The sequence below is a fragment of the Tamilnaduibacter salinus genome, from assembly GCF_003096655.1.
Lineage (GTDB): Bacteria > Pseudomonadota > Gammaproteobacteria > Pseudomonadales > Oleiphilaceae > Tamilnaduibacter > Tamilnaduibacter salinus.
The window spans coordinates 18,777-37,810 of the sequence record NZ_QEKQ01000001.1 but is presented as its reverse complement, the minus strand read 5'-3'; the positions used below and the strand labels follow the sequence as shown (position 1 = coordinate 37,810).

At 62.5% G+C, this 19,034-nt stretch carries 15 protein-coding genes; 1 reads left to right on the top strand and 14 read right to left on the bottom strand.

All coding sequences use genetic code 11. The features are described 5' to 3' along the window. Positions 1–7: 7 nt before the first annotated feature. The gene (gene secA, locus C8D92_RS00180) at positions 8–2,770 is read right to left on the bottom strand and encodes a preprotein translocase subunit SecA (RefSeq protein WP_116918113.1); all 2,763 of its coding nucleotides are present in this window, start codon (positions 2,768–2,770) and stop codon (positions 8–10) included. Between the two features lie 302 nt (positions 2,771–3,072). Beyond that, on the bottom strand, positions 3,073–4,011 hold the full coding sequence (locus tag C8D92_RS00175) for a M23 family metallopeptidase (RefSeq protein ID WP_095610924.1): 939 nt from the start codon (positions 4,009–4,011) through the stop codon (positions 3,073–3,075). A 174-nt stretch (positions 4,012–4,185) separates the two neighbouring features. On the opposite strand from C8D92_RS00175, the gene C8D92_RS00170 reads away from it, so the two are divergent. Next, the gene (locus C8D92_RS00170) at positions 4,186–4,632 is read left to right on the top strand and encodes a DciA family protein (RefSeq protein ID WP_116918112.1); all 447 of its coding nucleotides are present in this window, start codon (positions 4,186–4,188) and stop codon (positions 4,630–4,632) included. A gap of 9 nt (positions 4,633–4,641) precedes the next feature. Here C8D92_RS00170 and lpxC read toward each other — a convergent pair whose 3' ends face one another. The 12 genes from lpxC to C8D92_RS00110 all read right to left on the bottom strand — a co-directional run bounded on the left by lpxC (position 4,642) and on the right by C8D92_RS00110 (position 19,034). After that, entirely contained in the window at positions 4,642–5,562 is a 921-nt protein-coding gene (lpxC, locus tag C8D92_RS00165; protein ID WP_095610926.1) for a UDP-3-O-acyl-N-acetylglucosamine deacetylase, read from the bottom strand. 165 nt (positions 5,563–5,727) lie between these two features. Further along, positions 5,728–6,885: a cell division protein FtsZ gene (gene ftsZ, locus C8D92_RS00160; protein ID WP_095610927.1), complete on the bottom strand. Its 1,158-nt coding sequence runs from the start codon at positions 6,883–6,885 to the stop codon at positions 5,728–5,730. Between the two features lie 112 nt (positions 6,886–6,997). Next, positions 6,998–8,233, bottom strand: coding sequence for a cell division protein FtsA (gene ftsA, locus C8D92_RS00155; RefSeq protein ID WP_095610957.1), 1,236 nt, complete (start codon positions 8,231–8,233; stop codon positions 6,998–7,000). A gap of 21 nt (positions 8,234–8,254) precedes the next feature. After that, positions 8,255–9,088, bottom strand: coding sequence for a cell division protein FtsQ/DivIB (locus C8D92_RS00150; RefSeq protein ID WP_116918111.1), 834 nt, complete (start codon positions 9,086–9,088; stop codon positions 8,255–8,257). Beyond that, positions 9,081–10,040 carry a D-alanine--D-alanine ligase gene (locus C8D92_RS00145; protein ID WP_116918110.1) on the bottom strand — a complete coding sequence of 320 codons (960 nt, stop codon included), beginning with the start codon at positions 10,038–10,040 and terminating at the stop codon, positions 9,081–9,083. The genes C8D92_RS00150 and C8D92_RS00145 overlap by 8 nt, the downstream gene beginning before the upstream one ends. Further along, on the bottom strand, positions 10,037–11,488 hold the full coding sequence (murC, locus tag C8D92_RS00140) for a UDP-N-acetylmuramate--L-alanine ligase (protein WP_116918109.1): 1,452 nt from the start codon (positions 11,486–11,488) through the stop codon (positions 10,037–10,039). Before murC ends, C8D92_RS00145 begins: the two co-directional genes overlap by 4 nt. Next, positions 11,481–12,563 carry an undecaprenyldiphospho-muramoylpentapeptide beta-N-acetylglucosaminyltransferase gene (murG, locus tag C8D92_RS00135; RefSeq protein WP_116918108.1) on the bottom strand — a complete coding sequence of 361 codons (1,083 nt, stop codon included), beginning with the start codon at positions 12,561–12,563 and terminating at the stop codon, positions 11,481–11,483. Before murG ends, murC begins: the two co-directional genes overlap by 8 nt. Beyond that, positions 12,553–13,746, bottom strand: a complete 1,194-nt coding sequence (ftsW, locus tag C8D92_RS00130) for a putative lipid II flippase FtsW (RefSeq protein WP_116918107.1) — start codon at positions 13,744–13,746, stop codon at positions 12,553–12,555. The genes murG and ftsW overlap by 11 nt, the downstream gene beginning before the upstream one ends. Then, positions 13,743–15,086 carry a UDP-N-acetylmuramoyl-L-alanine--D-glutamate ligase gene (gene murD / locus C8D92_RS00125; RefSeq protein WP_116918106.1) on the bottom strand — a complete coding sequence of 448 codons (1,344 nt, stop codon included), beginning with the start codon at positions 15,084–15,086 and terminating at the stop codon, positions 13,743–13,745. Before murD ends, ftsW begins: the two co-directional genes overlap by 4 nt. A 14-nt stretch (positions 15,087–15,100) precedes the next feature. Continuing rightward, positions 15,101–16,186, bottom strand: a complete 1,086-nt coding sequence (gene mraY, locus C8D92_RS00120) for a phospho-N-acetylmuramoyl-pentapeptide-transferase (protein WP_095610934.1) — start codon at positions 16,184–16,186, stop codon at positions 15,101–15,103. Continuing rightward, positions 16,171–17,553, bottom strand: a complete 1,383-nt coding sequence (locus C8D92_RS00115; RefSeq protein WP_116918105.1) for a UDP-N-acetylmuramoyl-tripeptide--D-alanyl-D-alanine ligase — start codon at positions 17,551–17,553, stop codon at positions 16,171–16,173. Before C8D92_RS00115 ends, mraY begins: the two co-directional genes overlap by 16 nt. Then, a complete protein-coding gene (locus tag C8D92_RS00110; RefSeq protein ID WP_095610936.1) occupies positions 17,550–19,034 on the bottom strand; it encodes a UDP-N-acetylmuramoyl-L-alanyl-D-glutamate--2,6-diaminopimelate ligase in 1,485 nt (494 codons plus the stop codon). The genes C8D92_RS00115 and C8D92_RS00110 overlap by 4 nt, the downstream gene beginning before the upstream one ends.

The following is a 19,034-nucleotide window of genomic DNA, read 5'->3' as shown; positions in this document are numbered from 1 at the left end:
CCCCGAATCAGCTCACACGGCCGTGACACTGCTTGTACTTCTTGCCCGAGCCACAGGGACAGGGCTCGTTCCGGCCGACCTTGCGTTCCTGCCGGACAAAGGTTTCCGGGGTTCCGGACGCCTCCTGCTGGCGCTCACCCTGCCCGTCCTGACCGTCTCCGGCTGTCGTGCTGGCCTCCGCTGCGGCGCTGGTCTGATCATGGCGCAGGTTGGCACTCGCCAACTGGCGCTCCAGTTCTTCTCGACGGCGCCGCTCGACTTCTTCCACCTCGTCCTGCCCCTGAACACGAACGTGGCTGAGCGCGCGGACCACATCGCTCTTCATCGCCTCAAGCATGCTTTCAAAGAGGTTAAACGCTTCACGCTTGTATTCCTGCTTCGGGTTCTTCTGCGCATACCCTCTCAGATGGATGCCACGACGCAGGTGGTCCATGTTGGACAGGTGTTCCTTCCAGAGCGTATCGAGCACCTGCAGGAAGACCTGCTTTTCGAACTTGCGCATGGCCGCACTGCCCACCAGCTCCTCTTTCGCCCGGTAGGCCTCAACGACCTCATTCAGAATGCGTTCGCGCAGTTTTTCCTCGTAGAGCTTGTCGTCGTTGTCGAGCCATTCCTGAATGGGCAGGTCCAGTGCCAGCTCGGCCTGGATGGTCTTCTCCAGAAGCGGGATGTCCCATTGCTCAGGCATGCTCTGTGGGGGAATGCCAGTACTGATGACATCATCGACCACATCGGACCGAACCGTCTCGACCAGATCCGAAATATCCTCGGAGCCCATGATGTGGTTGCGTTGCTCGTATATGACACTACGCTGGTCGTTCGCCACATCGTCATACTCCAACAGCGTCTTCCGCATGTCGAAGTTGCGGCCCTCGACCTTGCGCTGCGATTTCTCGATGGCGTTGGTCACCATCCGGTGCTCGATGGCCTCGCCCTTCTTCATGCCCATCGCCTGCATGATGTTCTTCACCCGGTCCGGGGCGAAAATCCGCATCAGGTTGTCCTCGAGAGACAGGAAGAACCGTGACGAGCCCGGGTCGCCCTGACGCCCGGCGCGGCCACGGAGCTGGTTGTCGATCCGGCGGGATTCATGGCGTTCAGTCCCGATGATGTGCAGCCCCCCGGCTTCCAGAACCTGATTGTGACGATCATTCCACTCGGCCTTGATGCGGGCGATGTCTTCCTCGGATGGGTCGTCCTGATCCGCCACCTCGAACTCCCAGTTGCCGCCCAGAACGATGTCCGTGCCTCGGCCGGCCATGTTGGTGGCGATGGTCACGGCGCCAGGACGGCCGGCCTGTGCAATGACCCGGGCTTCGCGCCCATGCTGCTTGGCGTTCAGGACCTCGTGATCGATCTTCGCCTTGCGCAGCAGCATCGAGAGCAATTCCGAAGCCTCGATGGAACCGGTTCCCACGAGGACGGGGCGGCCCTCCCCGACCACGTCCTTGATCTCATCGATGATGGCCTGGAACTTCTCTTCCTGAGTGAGGTAGATCAGATCATTGTAGTCGATCCGCTGGATGGGCTTGTTCGGCGGGATCACCACCACGTCGAGGCCATAGATCTGACGGAACTCAAACGCCTCGGTATCGGCCGTGCCGGTCATGCCGGACAGCTTGTCGTACATACGGAAGAAATTCTGGAACGTCGTGGACGCCAGCGTCTGACTCTCCGCCTGGATGTCCACGCCCTCTTTCGCTTCGATCGACTGATGCAGCCCCTCGCTCCAGCGGCGGCCCGGCATGGTCCGGCCGGTGTGTTCGTCGACGATGACCACCTGCCCACCCTGAACGATGTAATCGATGTCTTTCTGGAACAGGTGATGGGCCCGCAGGGCCGAATGGACATGATGCAGCAGACTCAGATTGGAGGCGGAATAGAGGCTGTCGCCCTCTTCCAGAAGACCCTGCTCCACCAGCAGCCGCTCCACCTTTTCATGACCCTGCTCGGTCAGCTCTACCTGTTTGGTTTTCTCATCCAGCGTAAAGTCACCGGTGGGCTCGCCCTCCTCAGGAACCTCCCCCGCTTCCAGACCCGGCACCAGTTTGTTGATCTCCCGATACAGGCGGGAGCTGTCTTCCGCGGCCCCGGAAATGACCAGTGGCGTCCGCGCTTCGTCAATCAGGATGGAGTCGACCTCATCCACGATGGCGAAGTTCAGCCCACGCTGGACCTTGTCGTCGGTACTGAACGCCATGTTGTCGCGCAGGTAGTCAAAACCAAACTCGTTATTGGTGCCGTAGGTGATGTCAGCGGCGTACGCTTCCTTCTTGGACTGATGGTCCTGACCGGAATAGATCACACCGACCTGCAGGCCCAGGAATCGGTAGACCGCTCCCATCCACTCAGCATCCCGCTCGGCCAGGTAATCGTTGACCGTCACCAGGTGTACACCTTCGCCAGGCAGCGCATTGAGGTAGACCGAGGCCGTCGCGACCAGGGTCTTGCCCTCACCGGTCTTCATTTCCGCGATGTGGCCTTCGTGGAGCGTGATGGCGCCGATCAGCTGCACATCGAAGTGGCGCATACCGAGCACCCGGCGACTCGCCTCACGAACAGTGGCGAATGCTTCCGGAAGCAGCTGATCCAGCGTTTCCTTTTCATCCAGCCGGCGGCGGAATTCGGCGGTCTTACCCTGAAGCTCGGAATCCGAGAGGGCGGTGTAGGTTTCCTCCAGCTCGTTGATGCGCGTGACTACTTTGCGCATGCGCTTGATTTCACGAGCGTTCTTATTGCCGAAAATCTTCGTTGCAAGCTTAGAGAACATAGACCACTGCTTCGTTGGTTATCGAAAAGCGCCCGGCCCGGTCACTGGGCCAATCCTGGACTGCCTGGACAGACGGACACCGTCTGCGTACCGCGACCGGTTGAGGAAGGGGCATCCGCATGCGGCACCGGGGCAGAGGCCACGGGGGGCAGACTGCCAAAGCGGCATTCTAACCTTATTTTAAGAAGTTGAGAAAGGCGGGCGCTGCGGGCACCGACGGATCAGGAAGGGACAGCGTGCAACGGGAGTGCACCGGATCGGAATCGGCCACCGTCGGGGGTGGCCGCTGGAGATGGACGGCCTTAGCGGCTCGCGCGGCGGATGTACTTCTCGGGGTCCAGGGTCTTGCCATCGCGAAGCACTTCGAAATGAACATGCGGACCGGTGGAGCGCCCGGTACTGCCCATCAGGGCCACCACCTGCCCTTTCTCGACCACATCCCCCACAGACACTTCAATCGACTTACAGTGCGCGTAGCGGGTCACCAGGCCGTCACCATGATCAATCTCGACCAGATTGCCGTAACCATAGCGATCATCGGCGTAGGTCACGACACCCGCAGCCACGGCAATAATGTCGCTCCCCTCTTTGCCAGCCAGGTCCACACCGCTGTGCCAGGCGCGTTTGCCGGAAAACGGATCTGTCCGGTACCCGTAATGAGACGACAACCACCCCCACGTAATGGGACGACCGGCCACAAAGCGCTCATCCTCCAATCGCTCCCGGGACAGCAGCTCGTTGAGCAGGCGCAGCTGACTTTCCCGACTGCTGATTTGCGATTCCAGCCGGTCAATCATCGCGCTGAGTCCCGGCGGAGAAAGGGAGGGCCCCAACGTGGGCGACTCCGGCCCGCCAACGGCCGGTGCCTGGTCAAAATTGAATTCACCGTTGGCCAGGCCACTGCTTTCCACCAGCCGCTGACCCAGCGCATCCAGACGCAGCAGACGCCCCTGCATCTCACCGAGCCGCAGAGTCAGGGCATCGATCTGCCGATTGGCCTGTGCCTGGACCGACTGCAGACGCTCTTTCTGCTCCGACAGGCGCTCATGCCACTGCTTGACCAGTGCCGGACTCGCGCCCTGAACGCCCTCGGCGGCCTGGCTCTGCGCAAAGCGGTAGCCGCCATAACCCACCGCCAACAACAGGGTCATTCCTGCCAGCACAAGGCCGCCCAGCATCCAGAGATTAAGATTCAGTGAATGCGATCGGCCGTGCTTTTTAGTGACAACGATGAGATTCATACACGTTATGCGCTCGCTTGAGGAAACCGGCGGGCGATTGTCCTCCGCCGGGCTGGACCCGCCCATCCAGCAACCGGTAATCTTAATCACAGTTGGCCGATTACGCCAGCCACAAAACTGGTTAATTCGTAACCAACGGTATCCTGAACACCGCGCCACACCGGGACGGACACATTGAAACCACACCCCTCGCGACTCCGACTCAATGCCCAGGAGGCCCCAGGCGCAACGCTCGAACGGCTGCTGGAGGCGGCGGAACACCACCAGGCACTGGAGCAACGGGTGCTGACGGCCATCCCTGCCGAACTGGCCTCTGGCTGCCGTTTCGTGGCCTACCGCGATGGCGACCTGACTCTGTCAGCACCCAACAGCGTTCATGCCAGCCAACTCCGGCTCCGGCAGCGGGACGTGGTGAACGAACTGCGCCAGGACCCGGATTTCCGACATCTCTGGCGACTCAAGGTCCGTGTGGTTCCACAGGGCAAACCGCCCGCCGGGCTGTCCCCCGCACCCCCTATCAGTACGGAAAATGCCCGGCTCCTCATGGAGGAGGCCGGGCATACGAAGGACGAGGATTTACGTCAGGTTCTCGAAAGACTGGCTCGTCATGCCAGGGACTGAGCGTCCGGCTCAGGCTTCCTGGGCGGCGAGCACAGGCTTGAGATAGGAAATCGGGGCCGTGGCCTCGTCATCAAACGTCACCACTTCCCACGCGTCCTCTTCCTGCAGCAGCCGACGCAACAGTTTGTTGTTGAGGTCGTGGCCGGATTTCTCCCCACGGAACTCACCAATCAGGCTGTTACCCAGCAGATACAGGTCGCCAATGGCGTCCAGCACTTTGTGTTTGACGAATTCGTCGTCGTAGCGCAGGCCATCTTCGTTGAGGATGCGGTAGTCATCCACAACGATCGCGTTGTCCACGCTGCCACCCAGTGCCAGGTTCATGGAGCGCAGCTTTTCGATGTCACGCATGAACCCGAACGTCCGGGCCCGGCTGACTTCCTTGACGAAGGATGTACTGGAGAAGTCCACGGTCGCGTGTGTCGCACGCCCCTTGAACACGGGGTGGTCGAACTCGATGCCGAAGCTGACCTTGAAGCCGTCAAACGGCAGGAACGTCGCCTTCTTGCCTTCTTCCTCGACCGTCACTTCCCGCTTGATGCGGATGAAGCGCTTGGCCGCTTCCTGCTCGGCAATGCCCGCCGATTGCAGAAGGAACACAAAGGGACCGGCGCTGCCGTCCATGATCGGCACTTCCACCGCACTGAGCTCGACAATACAGTTGTCGATTCCCAGCCCGGCCATCGCCGACATCAGATGCTCGATGGTCATGACCCGTACGCCATTCTCCACCAGCGTTGTGGACAGCATGGTCTCGCCGACGGCTTCGGCTCTCGCCTTGATTTCGCCAACCGGATCCAGATCCGTCCGCCGGAACACTATCCCCGTGTCGACCGGCGCTGGCTTCAGCGTCAGATACACCTTCTCACCCGAGTGCAGGCCTACGCCAGTCGCACGGATGGTGTTTTTGAGCGTCCGTTGTCTGATCATCGGTTCACAAATCCGTCATAAATGGTCGATAAACTTCCAAGCGAAGTCCTCGCGCCAGCTTACCAGAAAGTTTAATTGACTACCATTTAACCAATTACGAATGAATGGATTGTCATAAACTATCCGACACACTGCGCGCCCGCTTTGAAGGGGCCAAACAGACTATCAGTCTGCCTGGCGCCGCAGGAATGCGGGAATATCGAGATAATCCACACTCTGCTCCTTACCTTCATTTTCCTGATCCACGGCCGCGTTGCCATTGGCCACGGCTCGCCGACGCAGTACGGCAGGGCGGTCAAGCTGGTTATAGTCTGTCTTGCCATCCAGCGTCCGGGTGTTGTCCACCACCTTGGTCGGCTGTTCGGAATCGCCCCCCAGGCCGGTTGCCACCACGGTCACTTTCAGTTCGTCCGTCATTTCCGGATCAATCACGGTGCCCACGACCACCGTGGCCGAGTCAGAAGCGAATTCGCGGACGATATCGCCCACTTCGGAGAACTCACCCAGGTTCAGGTCCATGCCGGCCGTGATATTGACCAGGATGCCCTTGGCGCCCTGCAGGTTAATGTCCTCAAGCAGCGGGCTGCGGACAGCGGCTTCGGCCGCTTCGCGAGAGCGGTTCTCGCCGGTAGCCCGGGCCGTGCCCATCATCGCCATGCCCATTTCGGACATCACGGTTTTTACGTCGGCGAAGTCGACGTTGATCATACCGCTGCGGGTAATCAGATCCGCAATGCCCTGCACCGCGCCCAGCAGAACGTCGTTCGCGGACGCAAACGCGTCCAGCAGGCTGGTCTTCTTGCCCATCACCGCCAGCAGTTTCTCGTTGGGAATGGTGATCAGTGAGTCGACGTTGTCTTCCAGGTCCTTGAGCCCGGATTCGGCGACCGTCATCCGCTTGCCACCCTCGAACGTGAAGGGCTTGGTCACCACCGCGACCGTCAGAATGCCCATTTCACGGGCCACTTCCGCGACGATCGGCGCAGCGCCTGTGCCCGTACCACCGCCCATGCCGGCCGTGATGAAGACCATATCGGCCCCCTGCAGGGCTTCAGCGATGCGATCCCGGTCTTCCAGCGCCGCCTGGCGCCCGACTTCCGGATTTGCACCGGCGCCGAGGCCTTTGGTGATGTTGCCACCAAGCTGGATCACCTGGCGCGCGCCAAGGTCCGACAGCGCCTGGGCATCGGTGTTCGCGCAGACGAAATCGACACCCTCGATGTCGGAGCTGAGCATGTGGCGCACGGCATTGCCACCGCCACCGCCAACGCCGATCACTTTGATCACGGCATTCTGTTGTACGTTATCTACCAGTTCGAACATTTCCCCTACTCCTTCGTTTCGTGTCCGACGCATCCGCGTCAGCGCTTTATGCGAGATGACTACCTGACGTTTCCAACGGCCCTCCGGCCGTACCACCGCTGTCCCGGTTCACTCAGAACTGCCCGGTGAACCAGTTCTTCATGCGCTCAAGCAGCGAAGGGGCATCCTCGCCACGCAGAGCGGGTCCCTTACCAAGGTCCATCTGGCGGAACCCATGGATCAGCAACCCCACGCCGGTGGCATACACCGGGTTGTTGATCACATCCGTCATGCCGGAGACCGCCTGCGGCGAGGCCAGCCTCACGGGCATATGGAAAATTTCCTCGGCCAGCTCCACCACACCTTCCATGGTGGAGGAGCCGCCGGTGATGACGATCCCGGCCGGGATCAGGTCCTCAAACCCGGACCGTCGGAGTTCGGATTGCACCAACGTGAAGAGCTCCTCATAGCGGGGCTCCACGACTTCGGCGAGCGCCTGTCGAGAGAGATCCCTTGGGGCCCGTTCGCCCACGCTCGGGACCTTGATGGTCTCGTCCGCGCCCGCCAGCTGCGTCAGCGCGCAGGCGTATTTGATTTTGATCTCCTCGGCATTCTGCGTCGGCGTGCGCAGCGCCATGGCGATGTCATTGGTGACCTGATCCCCCGCAATGGGAATCACCGCGGTATGGCGAATGGCACCGGCCGTAAACACGGCAATGTCGGTGGTGCCCCCGCCCACGTCCACGACGCAGACACCCAACTCCTTCTCATCGTCCGTCAGCACCGAATGGCTGGAGGCGAGCTGCTCGAGGATGATGTCGTCCACCTCCAGACCGCACCGGCGCACACACTTCTCGATGTTCTGGGCGGCGTTCACCGCGCAGGTCACCAGGTGCACCTTGGCCTCGAGCCGGACACCGGACATCCCCATGGGCTCTTTGATGCCTTCCTGGTTATCGATCACGTATTCCTGCGGCAGGATGTGCAGCACTTTCTGATCCGCCGGAATCGCCACGGCCTGGGCCGCATCAATGACCCGGTCAATGTCCGCCTGCGTCACTTCCCGGTCGCGGATAGCGACGATGCCGTGCGAGTTGAGGCTGCGGATGTGGCTGCCCGCGATACCGGCATAGACCGAATGAATCCGGCAGCCCGCCATCAGCTCGGCCTCCTCGACAGCCCGTTGGATGGCGTTGACCGTTGTCTCGATGTTGACCACCACACCGCGCTTGAGCCCCCGTGACGGATGGGAGCCGATTCCCACGATCTCGATGGTGCCGTCGGGCTTACGCTTACCGACAATGGCAACCACTTTGGAGGTGCCAATGTCGAGACCGACGATCATGTTCTCCGCTTCAACCGATGACATCTGGTTCACCACAGTTCCGGTTCATGAATTTTTGCCGTTATCCGGCCGTGATTGTTTCCACTGGACGGCCACGCCGTTGGTGTAGCGCGCATCCACCCGCCGGATGTCACGAATCCGGGACGCCAGACGTTCGCTGTATACCGTCAGGAAGCGGTCCAGACGCGTGCCCACCTGGGTCCGACCCAGTGCGACGATGACGCCGTTATCGAGTGTCAGCGTCCAGGCACCGCGGGGCGCCAGCGCCAGCCCCGCCAGCGTCAGCCCCTCCGCCTGGAGGCGGTCGGACATGGCGCGGGCGCGGCCCAGCACATCGTCTTCACGCCCGGTGGGGCCGCTCAGGCGCGGCAATGGACCGGCCGCCTGAGGATTCGATGGCTGGAAGATCTGGCCACGGCGACTGATCAGTGACTGTTGGTTCCAGTAGGCCAGTGGTTGCTTCTCCCGGATATCCACGGTGAGCTGATCCGGCCAGACCCGGCGAATGGCGGCCGAAGCCACCCACGGCTCCTGTTCGAGCGTGCGCTTGACGTCCTCCAGATCGGTCGCGAAATAGCTCCGCCCCACCAGAGCGTTCAGATCGTTCTTCAACCGGCCGGGCTCGAGGCGCTGAAACTCGCCCTCCACGTCGACCCGCGCGATCTGACGGTCCAGCGCATCCAGAACCTGACCTGTGGCCCAGGGCATGGCCGCGGCAAACAGCAGCACGGTCATCGCCAGACCCAGCTGAGCCCAGGGCATCATAGCGAGCCAGCCGGAGAGAACACGGAACAGGCCGTCGCCACCGCCCGAATCCATGGGGCTGGCCCCGCGACGAGGAGGCTCATTGCGCGTTGGCATCAGAATCCGTTCAAACATCGGGGGCCTCCTCCAGAGTGTCCCGCAGAATTCTCACAACCAGCTCGCTGAAGCCGTATCCGGCGGCATCGGCCGCCATGGGCACCAGACTGTGATCGGTCATGCCAGGCACGGTATTGACTTCCAGCAGCCAGAACTGACCGTCAGCGTCCTGCATGATGTCCACGCGCCCCCAGGTCCGACAGCCCAACACCCGAAAGGCTTCGAGTGACAGTTGCTGCAGCCGCAGCTCGTCGTCCGTCGACAGGCCGCAGGGAATCCGGTAACTGGTATCGTCGCTGAGGTACTTGGCCTCATAGTCGTAGAATGTGTTGTCCGTACTCAGACCGATCGCCGGCAGCGCATGGCCCTGTAGCAGGCTCACCGTGAACTCCGCCCCCTCGATCCATTCCTCGACCAGCACATGCGTATCGTGGGTCACGGCCTCGCCGAAGGCATCCAGCAGTTCGTCCTTCGTCGCGACTTTGCGGATACCGATGCTGGAGCCTTCCCGTGACGGCTTCACACTGAGCGGACAACGCAGGGACGCGAGAATGTCGTCCGCTTCGTCTTCCGACGCCATGGCCCGGAATCGGGGCGTCGGCAGACCACACCCCTCAAACACGTACTTGGTCCGCAGCTTGTCCATCGCCAATGCCGAGGCCAGCACGCCACTGCCGGTATAGGGCAGACCGGCTTCTGACAGAATGGCCTGGACGGTGCCATCCTCTCCGCCACGACCATGCAGCGCGATGAATGCCCGGTCGAAGTCCGGGTCCCTGGCGACGTTCAGCAGAGTGCCCTGAACATCGCGACTGAAGGCATCCACACCGGCGCTGACCAGCGCGGATGTCACCGCAGCGCCGCTCTTGAGGGAGACCTCACGCTCGGCGGAATCGCCGCCCATCAGTACCGCGACCCGCCCCAGAGCCCGCGCCATCTCCGGCTCGATACGATACGGCGCCCGACTCATGAGCCACCTCCGTCGATCAACCCGTTTTTCGCCAGCCGCGCGGAAACGCCGCCGATGTCGCCCGCGCCCTGGGTGAAGAGCAGGTCACCGTCCTTGAGAATGCGGCCGAGCAGGGTCGGAATTTCGTCCTGGTTTTCCACAAACACGGGCTCTACCTGCCCCCGCTGTCGGATGCTGCGGCACAAACTCCGGGCATCCGCCCCGGGGATCGGCGGCTCGCCGGCCGGATAGACATCCAGCATCAACAGCTCGTCCACGTCGGACAGCACACGGACAAAGTCCTCATAAAGATCCCGCGTGCGGCTGAAGCGGTGAGGCTGATAGAGCATCACCAGACGACGGTCCGGCCAGGCCTCACGGGCCGCTCTGATGACTGCCGCCACCTCGGTCGGGTGGTGGCCATAGTCGTCAATAAGAGTCGCGTGGCCACCGCTGACCGGGTAATCGCCGTAGACCTGGAACCGGCGGCCAACGCCGCCAAACGCGTCCAGTCCCTGCACAATCGAGTCATCATCGACGCCCTCGTCGCTGGCCACTGCAATGGCGGCCAGCGCGTTGAGTACGTTGTGCCGGCCCGGCATACGAAGACTGACTGCCAGATCCGGCAGCTCACCCGGCCGTTGGACGGTAAACGTTGTGCGCAGCCCGTCACTGTGGATGTTGCAGGCTCGATAATCGGCTTCCGGATTGTCGATGCCATAGGTGATGATGGCCCGCGAAATCCGAGGAAGAATCTCACGAACGTAGGCGTCATCACTGCACATGACCGCCAGACCATAAAACGGCAGGTTGTGCAGGAACTCGACAAACGTCTGTTTGAGCTTCTCGACGTCACCGCCATAGGTTTCCATGTGGTCCGCTTCAACATTGGTGACCACTGAGATGACCGGCGTCAGGTGCAGAAACGAGGCATCGCTCTCGTCCGCCTCCGCCACCAGATAGCGGGAACCACCCAGACGGGCGTTGGCGCCAGCACTGTTCAGCCGCCCTCCGATCACGAAGGTAGGGTCGAGCCCCGCTTCACCGAGCACCGAGGCCAGCAGACTGGTGGTTGTGGTCTTGCCATGCGTTCCGGCCACAGCGATGCCGTGGCGATAGCGCATGATTTCCGCCAGCATTTCAGCGCGCGGCACCACCGGCACACGACGCGCGCGGGCCGCGGCCACTTCCGGGTTCTCATCGGTGACCGCACTGGACACCACAACCACATCAGCCTGATCACTGTTTTCGGACCGGTGACCAATCATGATGTCCAGCCCAAGATCCGAAAGGCGGTTGGTGACCGCTCCGGACTTGAGGTCCGAACCGGACACGTCATACCCCTGGTTGAACAGCACCTCGGCAATGCCGCACATACCGGCACCGCCGATACCCACAAAATGGATACGGCGGATCCGGCGCATTTCCGGCACCTGGTAGACCAGGGGCGGATTGGTTTCTTCAGGCATGAGCTGCCTCCAGACAATAATTCACTACTCGTTCCGCCGCGTCCCGCCGGGCCAGGCCACGCGCCGCGTCCGCCATATTCGTCACGCGCGCCCGGTCGCTGGCCAGCCCGGTCAGTGTTTCGGCCAGCCCTTCAGGGCTCAGCTCGTGTTGTCGGATCATCACGGCCGCCCCGGCCTTCACCATCTGGGCACTGTTGTGCGCTTGGTGGTCATCCACCGCGTGCGGGAACGGCACCAGGATGGCCCCCAGACCGACCGCGCAGAGTTCCGCCACAGTCAGGGCACCGGCGCGACAGAGCACCAGGTCCGCCCAGCCGTAGGCTTCCGCCATGTTGTCAATGAATGGCTCCAGGCGGACCTCAATGCCCGCCGTCTTCCAGGCCTGCTCCGCCTCGGCCTGATTGCGGGTGCCGCACTGATGTCGCACCTCCGGCCGGTCCGGCGCGGGCATACGGGCCAATGCTTTCGGCAGTGTCTCGTTGATGGCCTTTGCCCCAAGGCTACCGCCCAACACCAGCAGCCGGAGGGCCCCGTGCCGGTCGGCGAAGCGCTGCGACGGTTCCGGAAGGCTGGCCAGGTCGGCCCGCACAGGGTTGCCCGTACAGCGGGTGACCACCTCGTTCCCGAAGCTGCCGGGGAATGCCTCCATGACCGTTTTGGCAAAGCGGGCAAGCCAGCGGTTGGTCATCCCGGCAATCGCGTTCTGCTCGTGCACCACCAACGGCACACCGTTCAGCCAGGCCGCGACGCCCCCCGGGCCTGAGGCGAACCCGCCCATCCCGATCACACAATCGGGGCGAACGGCGCGCATGACCGTCCGCGCCTGCCACAGCGCACGAATCAGCCGGAACGGTGCCATCAGCAGGGCAATCCGCCCCTTTCCACGGAGGCCGGACACCGAGATCAGAGACAACGGAATATCGGTCTGGCCGATCAACCACTCTTCCATACCGCCACGCGAGCCCAGCCACTGGACGTCGTGCCCCTGGCGCTGCAGCTCCCGGGCGGTGGCCAGTGCCGGGAAGACATGACCGCCGGTTCCGCCGGCCATGATCAGGAAGCGCCTAGTCGTCATACCGGGCGCCTCCTCCCGGCGCGTTGCCGGTATTGTCGGACCGTTCCCGATCCTGTCGTTCCAGCTCAATCCGGGCCAGCACCCCAACACACACACAGGTCGCCAGCAGACTGCTGCCGCCGTAACTCACCAGCGGCAGGGTGAGCCCTTTGGTGGGCAACAGGCCGGTGCTGACTCCCATGTTGATCAGCGCCTGAAGACCAATCAGCAGCGTCAGCCCATACCCGAAACACGCCGCGAACGGCATGCCGGACACCTCGGCCCGCCGGGCAATAATCAGTGCGCTCCAGACCAGCAGGCCAAAGAGCACCAGCACAACGGACGAGCCAAGCAAACCGAACTCCTCGGCGATGATCGCGAACACAAAATCCGTGTGCGCCTCCGGCAGGTAGAACAGCTTCTGGATCGAGTTGCCGAGCCCGACGCCGATCCACTCCCCGCGCCCGAAGGCAATCAGCGACTGCGTGAGCTGGTAGCCGGTATCAAACTGATCCTTCCAGGGGTCGAGGTACGACACCACCCGCTTGAGACGGTAGGGCTGCGTCATCACCAGTGCCGCACCGACCGCCACGCAGATGCCAATCAAAGGCAGGAAACGGGTCAGGCGAACACCGCTCAGGAAAATCATCCCCATCGCCGCCGCCATCAGAACGGCGGTCGCGCCGAAATCGGGTTCGGCCATCAGCAATACGGACGCCAGCGTCAGGACCAAAACCGGCTTGAGGAAGCCCATCCAGGTGTTCACCAACTCCTCCCGACGACGCACCACGTAGCCAGCGAGATAGGCAATCAGGCAGATCTTGGCGATCTCGGAAACCTGGACGTTGAACAGCCCGAGAGATATCCACCGCGTCGAGCCGTTCACCGTCGTTCCCAGAGGCGTCAGAACCAGCGCCAGTGTCGCCAGACCAACCCCGAGCAGCAGCCAGCCGCTGCCTTCCCACCAGGCAATGGGGACGCTCGCAACAATAATGGCGACCGCCGCGCCCAACACGGCATAGATGCCCTGGCGCGCCAGGAAATAGAAGGGGTTGCCGGTCGCGTCCGAGGCGATTTCCAGTGACGCCGAGCCGGTCATCACGACGCCCAGCAGCAACAGCGTCGCCGCGGTCAGAACCAGCACAGGCAGTGGCCGCAGCCGTGGCATCAGCAACGTCCCCGGTGAGAGCGTCTGCGCCATCATGACAACGCCTCCACGGCCCGGACAAAGGCATCGCCCCGAACCTGATAATCCTCGTACATGTCCAGGCTGGCGCAGGCCGGCGATAACAGCACCCGATCCCCCGCACAGGCGATCCGCGCCGCCTCTGATACCGCCTCATCCATGGTGTCGACATACGACACGGTCACAATGTCGGACAGAGCATCGCCCAGCCGTTGTGCATCACACCCCATCAGGATCAGGTGCCGGCACGACTCCCGGACCGGCCTGACCAGCGGCGAGAAATCCGCCCCTTTGCCATCACCGCCGGCAATCAGCACGATCCGCCCGTCCGCCGGTTGCAGACTGGACAGCGCCGCCACCGTTGCACCGACGTTGGTCCCCTTGGAATCGTTGACCCAGGTCACACCGCGAATATCAGCAACGCGCTGACAGCGATGGGGCAGCCCCGGGAAGTCTCGGGCCACCTGCAGCATGGTGTCCATCGGAAAACCCGCCGCGAAACCGATGGCCAGCGCCGCCATCACGTTCGACAGATTGTGTGTCCCGAGCAGTTTCAGCTCATCGGAACGGATCAGGTTGTCAAAGCCGTAGGTAATCCAGAGATGGCCCTCGTCATCCCGCGTGCTGAACGTTTCCGGATTGATCCGGTGAAAGCCAAAGCACAGGAAGCGCAGATCGTCCCGGGCCAGGGGGATGCTGAGGGCGTCATCCAGATTCACCACCGGCTGACGGCAGCCGTTGTAGATCCGCTGCTTGGCCTCGAAATACGCCATCTTCGACGGGTACCGATCCATGTGGTCATCGCTGACGTTCAGGACGGTGGCGACATCGGCCCCCAGTTTGTCGGTGGTTTCCAACTGGAAGCTCGACACCTCCAGCACATAGACGTCCACCTCCGGTGACAACAGCTCCAGCGCCGGCGTGCCGATGTTGCCGCCAACCGCGACCCGCTTGCCCGCGGCCCGCGCCATTTCCCCCACCAGTGTCGTGACGGTTGTTTTGCCGTTGGAACCGGTAATGGCGAGGATCGGTGCCTCGGCGGCCTCGCTGAACAGATCAATGTCTCCGCGGATCACGGCGCCATGCTCGCGGGCGTGCCGGATTGCCGGCGTCTGGATGCTCACGCCAGGGCTGACCACCAGCTCGTTGAAGCCGGCGAACCAGTCGGCATCGAAAGCGCCACACTGGACCGGGACATCCGGATAATCGCGCTGGACGGTCTCCAGTCCGGGTGGCGCGGAACGGGAATCGGCCACCGCCACAGACCGCCCCTGGTCCACCAGGTAGCGCAGGCAGGACAGACCGGTCTTGCCCAGTCCGACCACCAGTGTTCGACGATCCGAAACAATGACACTCATCGCGTCCGTTCCACCTAGCGAATCTTCAGTGACGCCAGTCCGATCAGGACCAGCACCACGGTGATGACCCAGAAGCGCACAATCACGCGCGGCTCCGGCCACCCCTTGAGTTCAAAGTGATGATGCAGCGGCGCCATGCGGAAAATCCGCCGGCCTGTGAGTCGATAGGACATGACCTGCAACATGACCGACACGGTTTCCATCACGAACACGCCACCCATGATGAACAGCACAATCTCCTGCCGGACGATGACGGCGACCACGCCCAGCGCCGCGCCCAACGCAAGCGCCCCCACATCGCCCATAAACACCTGGGCCGGATAGGTGTTAAACCACAGAAACCCAAGGCCGGCCCCCACCAGCGAGCCGCAGAAGATGATCAACTCGCCGCTACCCGGCAGCTGGGGAATCAACAGGTATTCGGCAAACTGGGCGTGCCCGGATACGTACGCGAATATCCCCAGCGCCGCCCCGACCATGACGGTGGGCATAATGGCCAGTCCGTCCAGACCGTCCGTGAGATTCACCGCGTTGCTGCTGCCCACGATCACGAAGTAGGTCAGCAGGATGAATACCACCGGTCCCATATCCAGACTCACGCTCTTGAAGAACGGCACGAACAGGGAGGTTTCCTGCGGCAACGACGATGAGTAGAACAACGCCACCGCGGCCACAGCCCCAATGACGGACTGCCAGAAATACTTCCATTTGGCGGGCAGACCCCGCGGGTTGCGCTCAACGACCTTGCGATAGTCATCAATCCAGCCAATCGCGCCGAAACCCACCGTGACCAGAATGGTGACCCAGACGTAGCGATTCCCCAGATCCGCCCAGAGCAACGTACTGATGGCAATCGACACCAGTATCAGTGCCCCACCCATTGTCGGCGTACCGGCCTTGCTCAGGTGCGTGTCAGGGCCATCGTCACGAACCGCCTGACCGATCTGGTATTGGCCCAGCTTGCGGATCATCCAGGGGCCAATCAGCAGTGACAGCAACAGTGCCGTCAGCACCCCGAGAATGCCGCGCAGCGTCAGATACTGGAACACGGCCAGGTCGGTGAAATATGGCGTCAGTACTTCCGTCAGCCAGAGCAGCATTCGTCCTGCACCTTCGTTTTTATCGCTCTGGCCACGGTTTCCATGGCAGAACTGCGTGAACCCTTGACCAATACCGTGACGGCAGCCGCCAGCTCCGGCAGCACCTCACGGATGGCCTCGTCGTGGCCGGAGCAGACACGGCTTCCCTCGCCAAACCCCCGGCAGTAGTCCTCGGCATTCGGGCCCAGCGCCAGCAGACGATCGACACCGGCCAGACGGGCTTCCTGGCCCGCCTGCTCATGGAGTCTCGCGGCGTCGGGGCCCAGCTCGGCCATGGTGCCAAGCACGGCAACCCGCCGGCCCGGTTTGTCCGAGAGCAACGTCAGCGCCGCGGATAACGAACCGGGGTTGGCGTTGTAGCTGTCATCAATCAGCTCGCGACCAGCACCCAATGGGTGAACCTGCAAACGCCCCTCGACCGGTCCGACCGAGGCCAGCCCATCGTCAATCGCATCGTCGTCCACCCCCAGCGCCCGTGCCGCCGCGAGCGCCAGCATGGCATTGGTCCGGTTGTGGGCTCCCGGCAGCCGAAGCGTAAGAGAGACCGCACGACCCTCCGGATCGCAGACCGTCAATGATTCCCCATCAGCGAGGGCTGCCACAGACACAAGCCGGAAATCGGCCGATCGCCCCGCGTCGACACTGACCGTCCATACACGGCGATGTCCGGCGCGATCCCGCCACTGCTCGCAGGCAGGGTCATCCGCGTTGAGCACGACGGTGCCGTTTTCTGGTACGCCGTCGATGATCTCGCCCTTGCCAAGGACAATGTTTTCGTACGAGCCGAACCCTTCCAGATGGGCGTCGCCTGCGATGGTAATCAGCGCGACAGTCGGTTGAACCAGATTGACTGTGTCGCTGATTTCGCCAACCCCACTCGCACCCAGCTCGATCACGGCGTACTGGTGCTCCTCACAGAGCCGAAACAGAGTCAGGGGGACCCCAATGTGATTATTTCGATTGCCTTCCGTGGCAAGGGTCGGACCAGACCGTAGACACATACCCGCCAGCATTTCCTTGACGGTTGTCTTTCCGCTGCTGCCGGTAATTGCAGCCACACCGGCCTCGCACAGTGACCGATTCCCCCGTCCGAGCTGGCCTAACGCGGTCACAGTATCTTCCACAACCAACTGTGGGAGCTCTGCCCCAGGCTGCTCCGTGTCGACGACCGCAGCCACCGCCCCAAGACGGGCTGCCTCACTCAGAAAATCATGCCCGTCAAAGCGCTCCCCCCGCAGGGCGATGAATAGAGCGCCCGGGCTGAGCGTCCGAGTATCGATTGACACCTCGCTGAACGTCCCAGACTGCTCCGGGGGCTGGGCACCAATCATCGTTGCGGCCTCGCTCAGTGAAAATGGTCGAATCATGCCGCACCCTCCCGGTCGACCAGGACCTGCCGCACCACGCTGGCATCGCTGAAATACCGGTGTTCACCCGCCACTTCCTGGGTGGTTTCATGGCCTTTCCCGGCCACCAGCACCACATCACCGGGTTGTGCATTCATGACGGCGTCACGGATCGCCGCCTCGCGGTCGTGAATCACGGTGACTGCGGCCGGATTCCCGAACCCGGCCAGAATGTCGTTGGTGATCGCCTCCGGATCTTCATTTCGCGGATTGTCATCGGTGACCAGCACGCGGTCCGCCACGGCTTCGGCCTCACGGGCCATGTCCGGGCGCTTGCCAGCATCCCGGTCGCCGCCACAGCCAAACACGCACCAGAGCGTTCCCTCGACGTGATCCCGCAAGGCCTCGAGCGCGTTGCGCAGGGCGTCCGCCGTGTGGGCGTAATCCACAACGACCCGCACACCGGAGGCACCGGCAAATGACTCGAGCCGACCTGGCGGCGCCACGAGCCGGGCTGCTGCGGTGCGCACGGCGTCCACGGAAAGCCCCAGACTCAGCGCTGTCGCGACCGCGGCCAGAGCATTGCTGACGTTAAAGCGTCCCATTAGTGGCACCGTGAGCTCGAACGCGCCCCAATCGCCATCCAGCTGCGCCTCAAAGCCATCAATATGAGCCGCATAACGTGTCAGCCAGAGTTCGGTCTGAGGCTCGTGCAGGGTGTATCGAACCCGGTCACACTGGCCGTCGAGCTGGCTGTAGAGCTGACGACCAAAGGGGTCGTCGAAATTCAGAACCGCGAAGTCCACACTTTCGCGATGGAACAACAGAGCCTTGGCTTCGCCATAGGCTTCCATGCTGCCGTGATAATCAAGATGATCCCGGCTCAGGTTCGTTAATACCGCCCCCCGGATCGTGAGGTTATTCACCCGACCCTGATCCAGCGCGTGTGAGGACACTTCCATCGCAGCGGCCTTGCCACCGCGCTCACGAATGCCGTCCAGAGCCTCATTGATCCGGATCACATCTGGCGTCGTGTGCGTCGCCGGCTTCAGGTGGCCGGGCATACCGTAGCCGAGAGTGCCCACCACGCCGCAGTCATGACCGGCATGACTCAGCAGCTGGCTGATGTAGTGCGTGACAGAGGTCTTGCCATTCGTGCCGGTCACGCCAATCACATCCAGTGCCCTGGATGGTGACTGAAAGAAACGGTCAGCGATCCAGCCGAGATGCCGGCGCAGGTCGGGTATGTCCACCACCAGGGCACCGTGATGCTCGCGACATCGACCGGCGTTTCCCCCGGCGAGCAGGACCGCCACGGCGCCCCGGTGAATGGCATCGTCCATGTACTGATCCGCCGACGTGCGAGCGCCCGGCAGAGCGACGAACGCATCGCCCGGCTGCACGTCACGGCTGTCGGACGTCAGTCCGTGCACGGTGACGTCAAAAACCGACGGAACGTCGACAACCGGATGAAGCAGCTCACTAAGGGATGCCAGGTACAT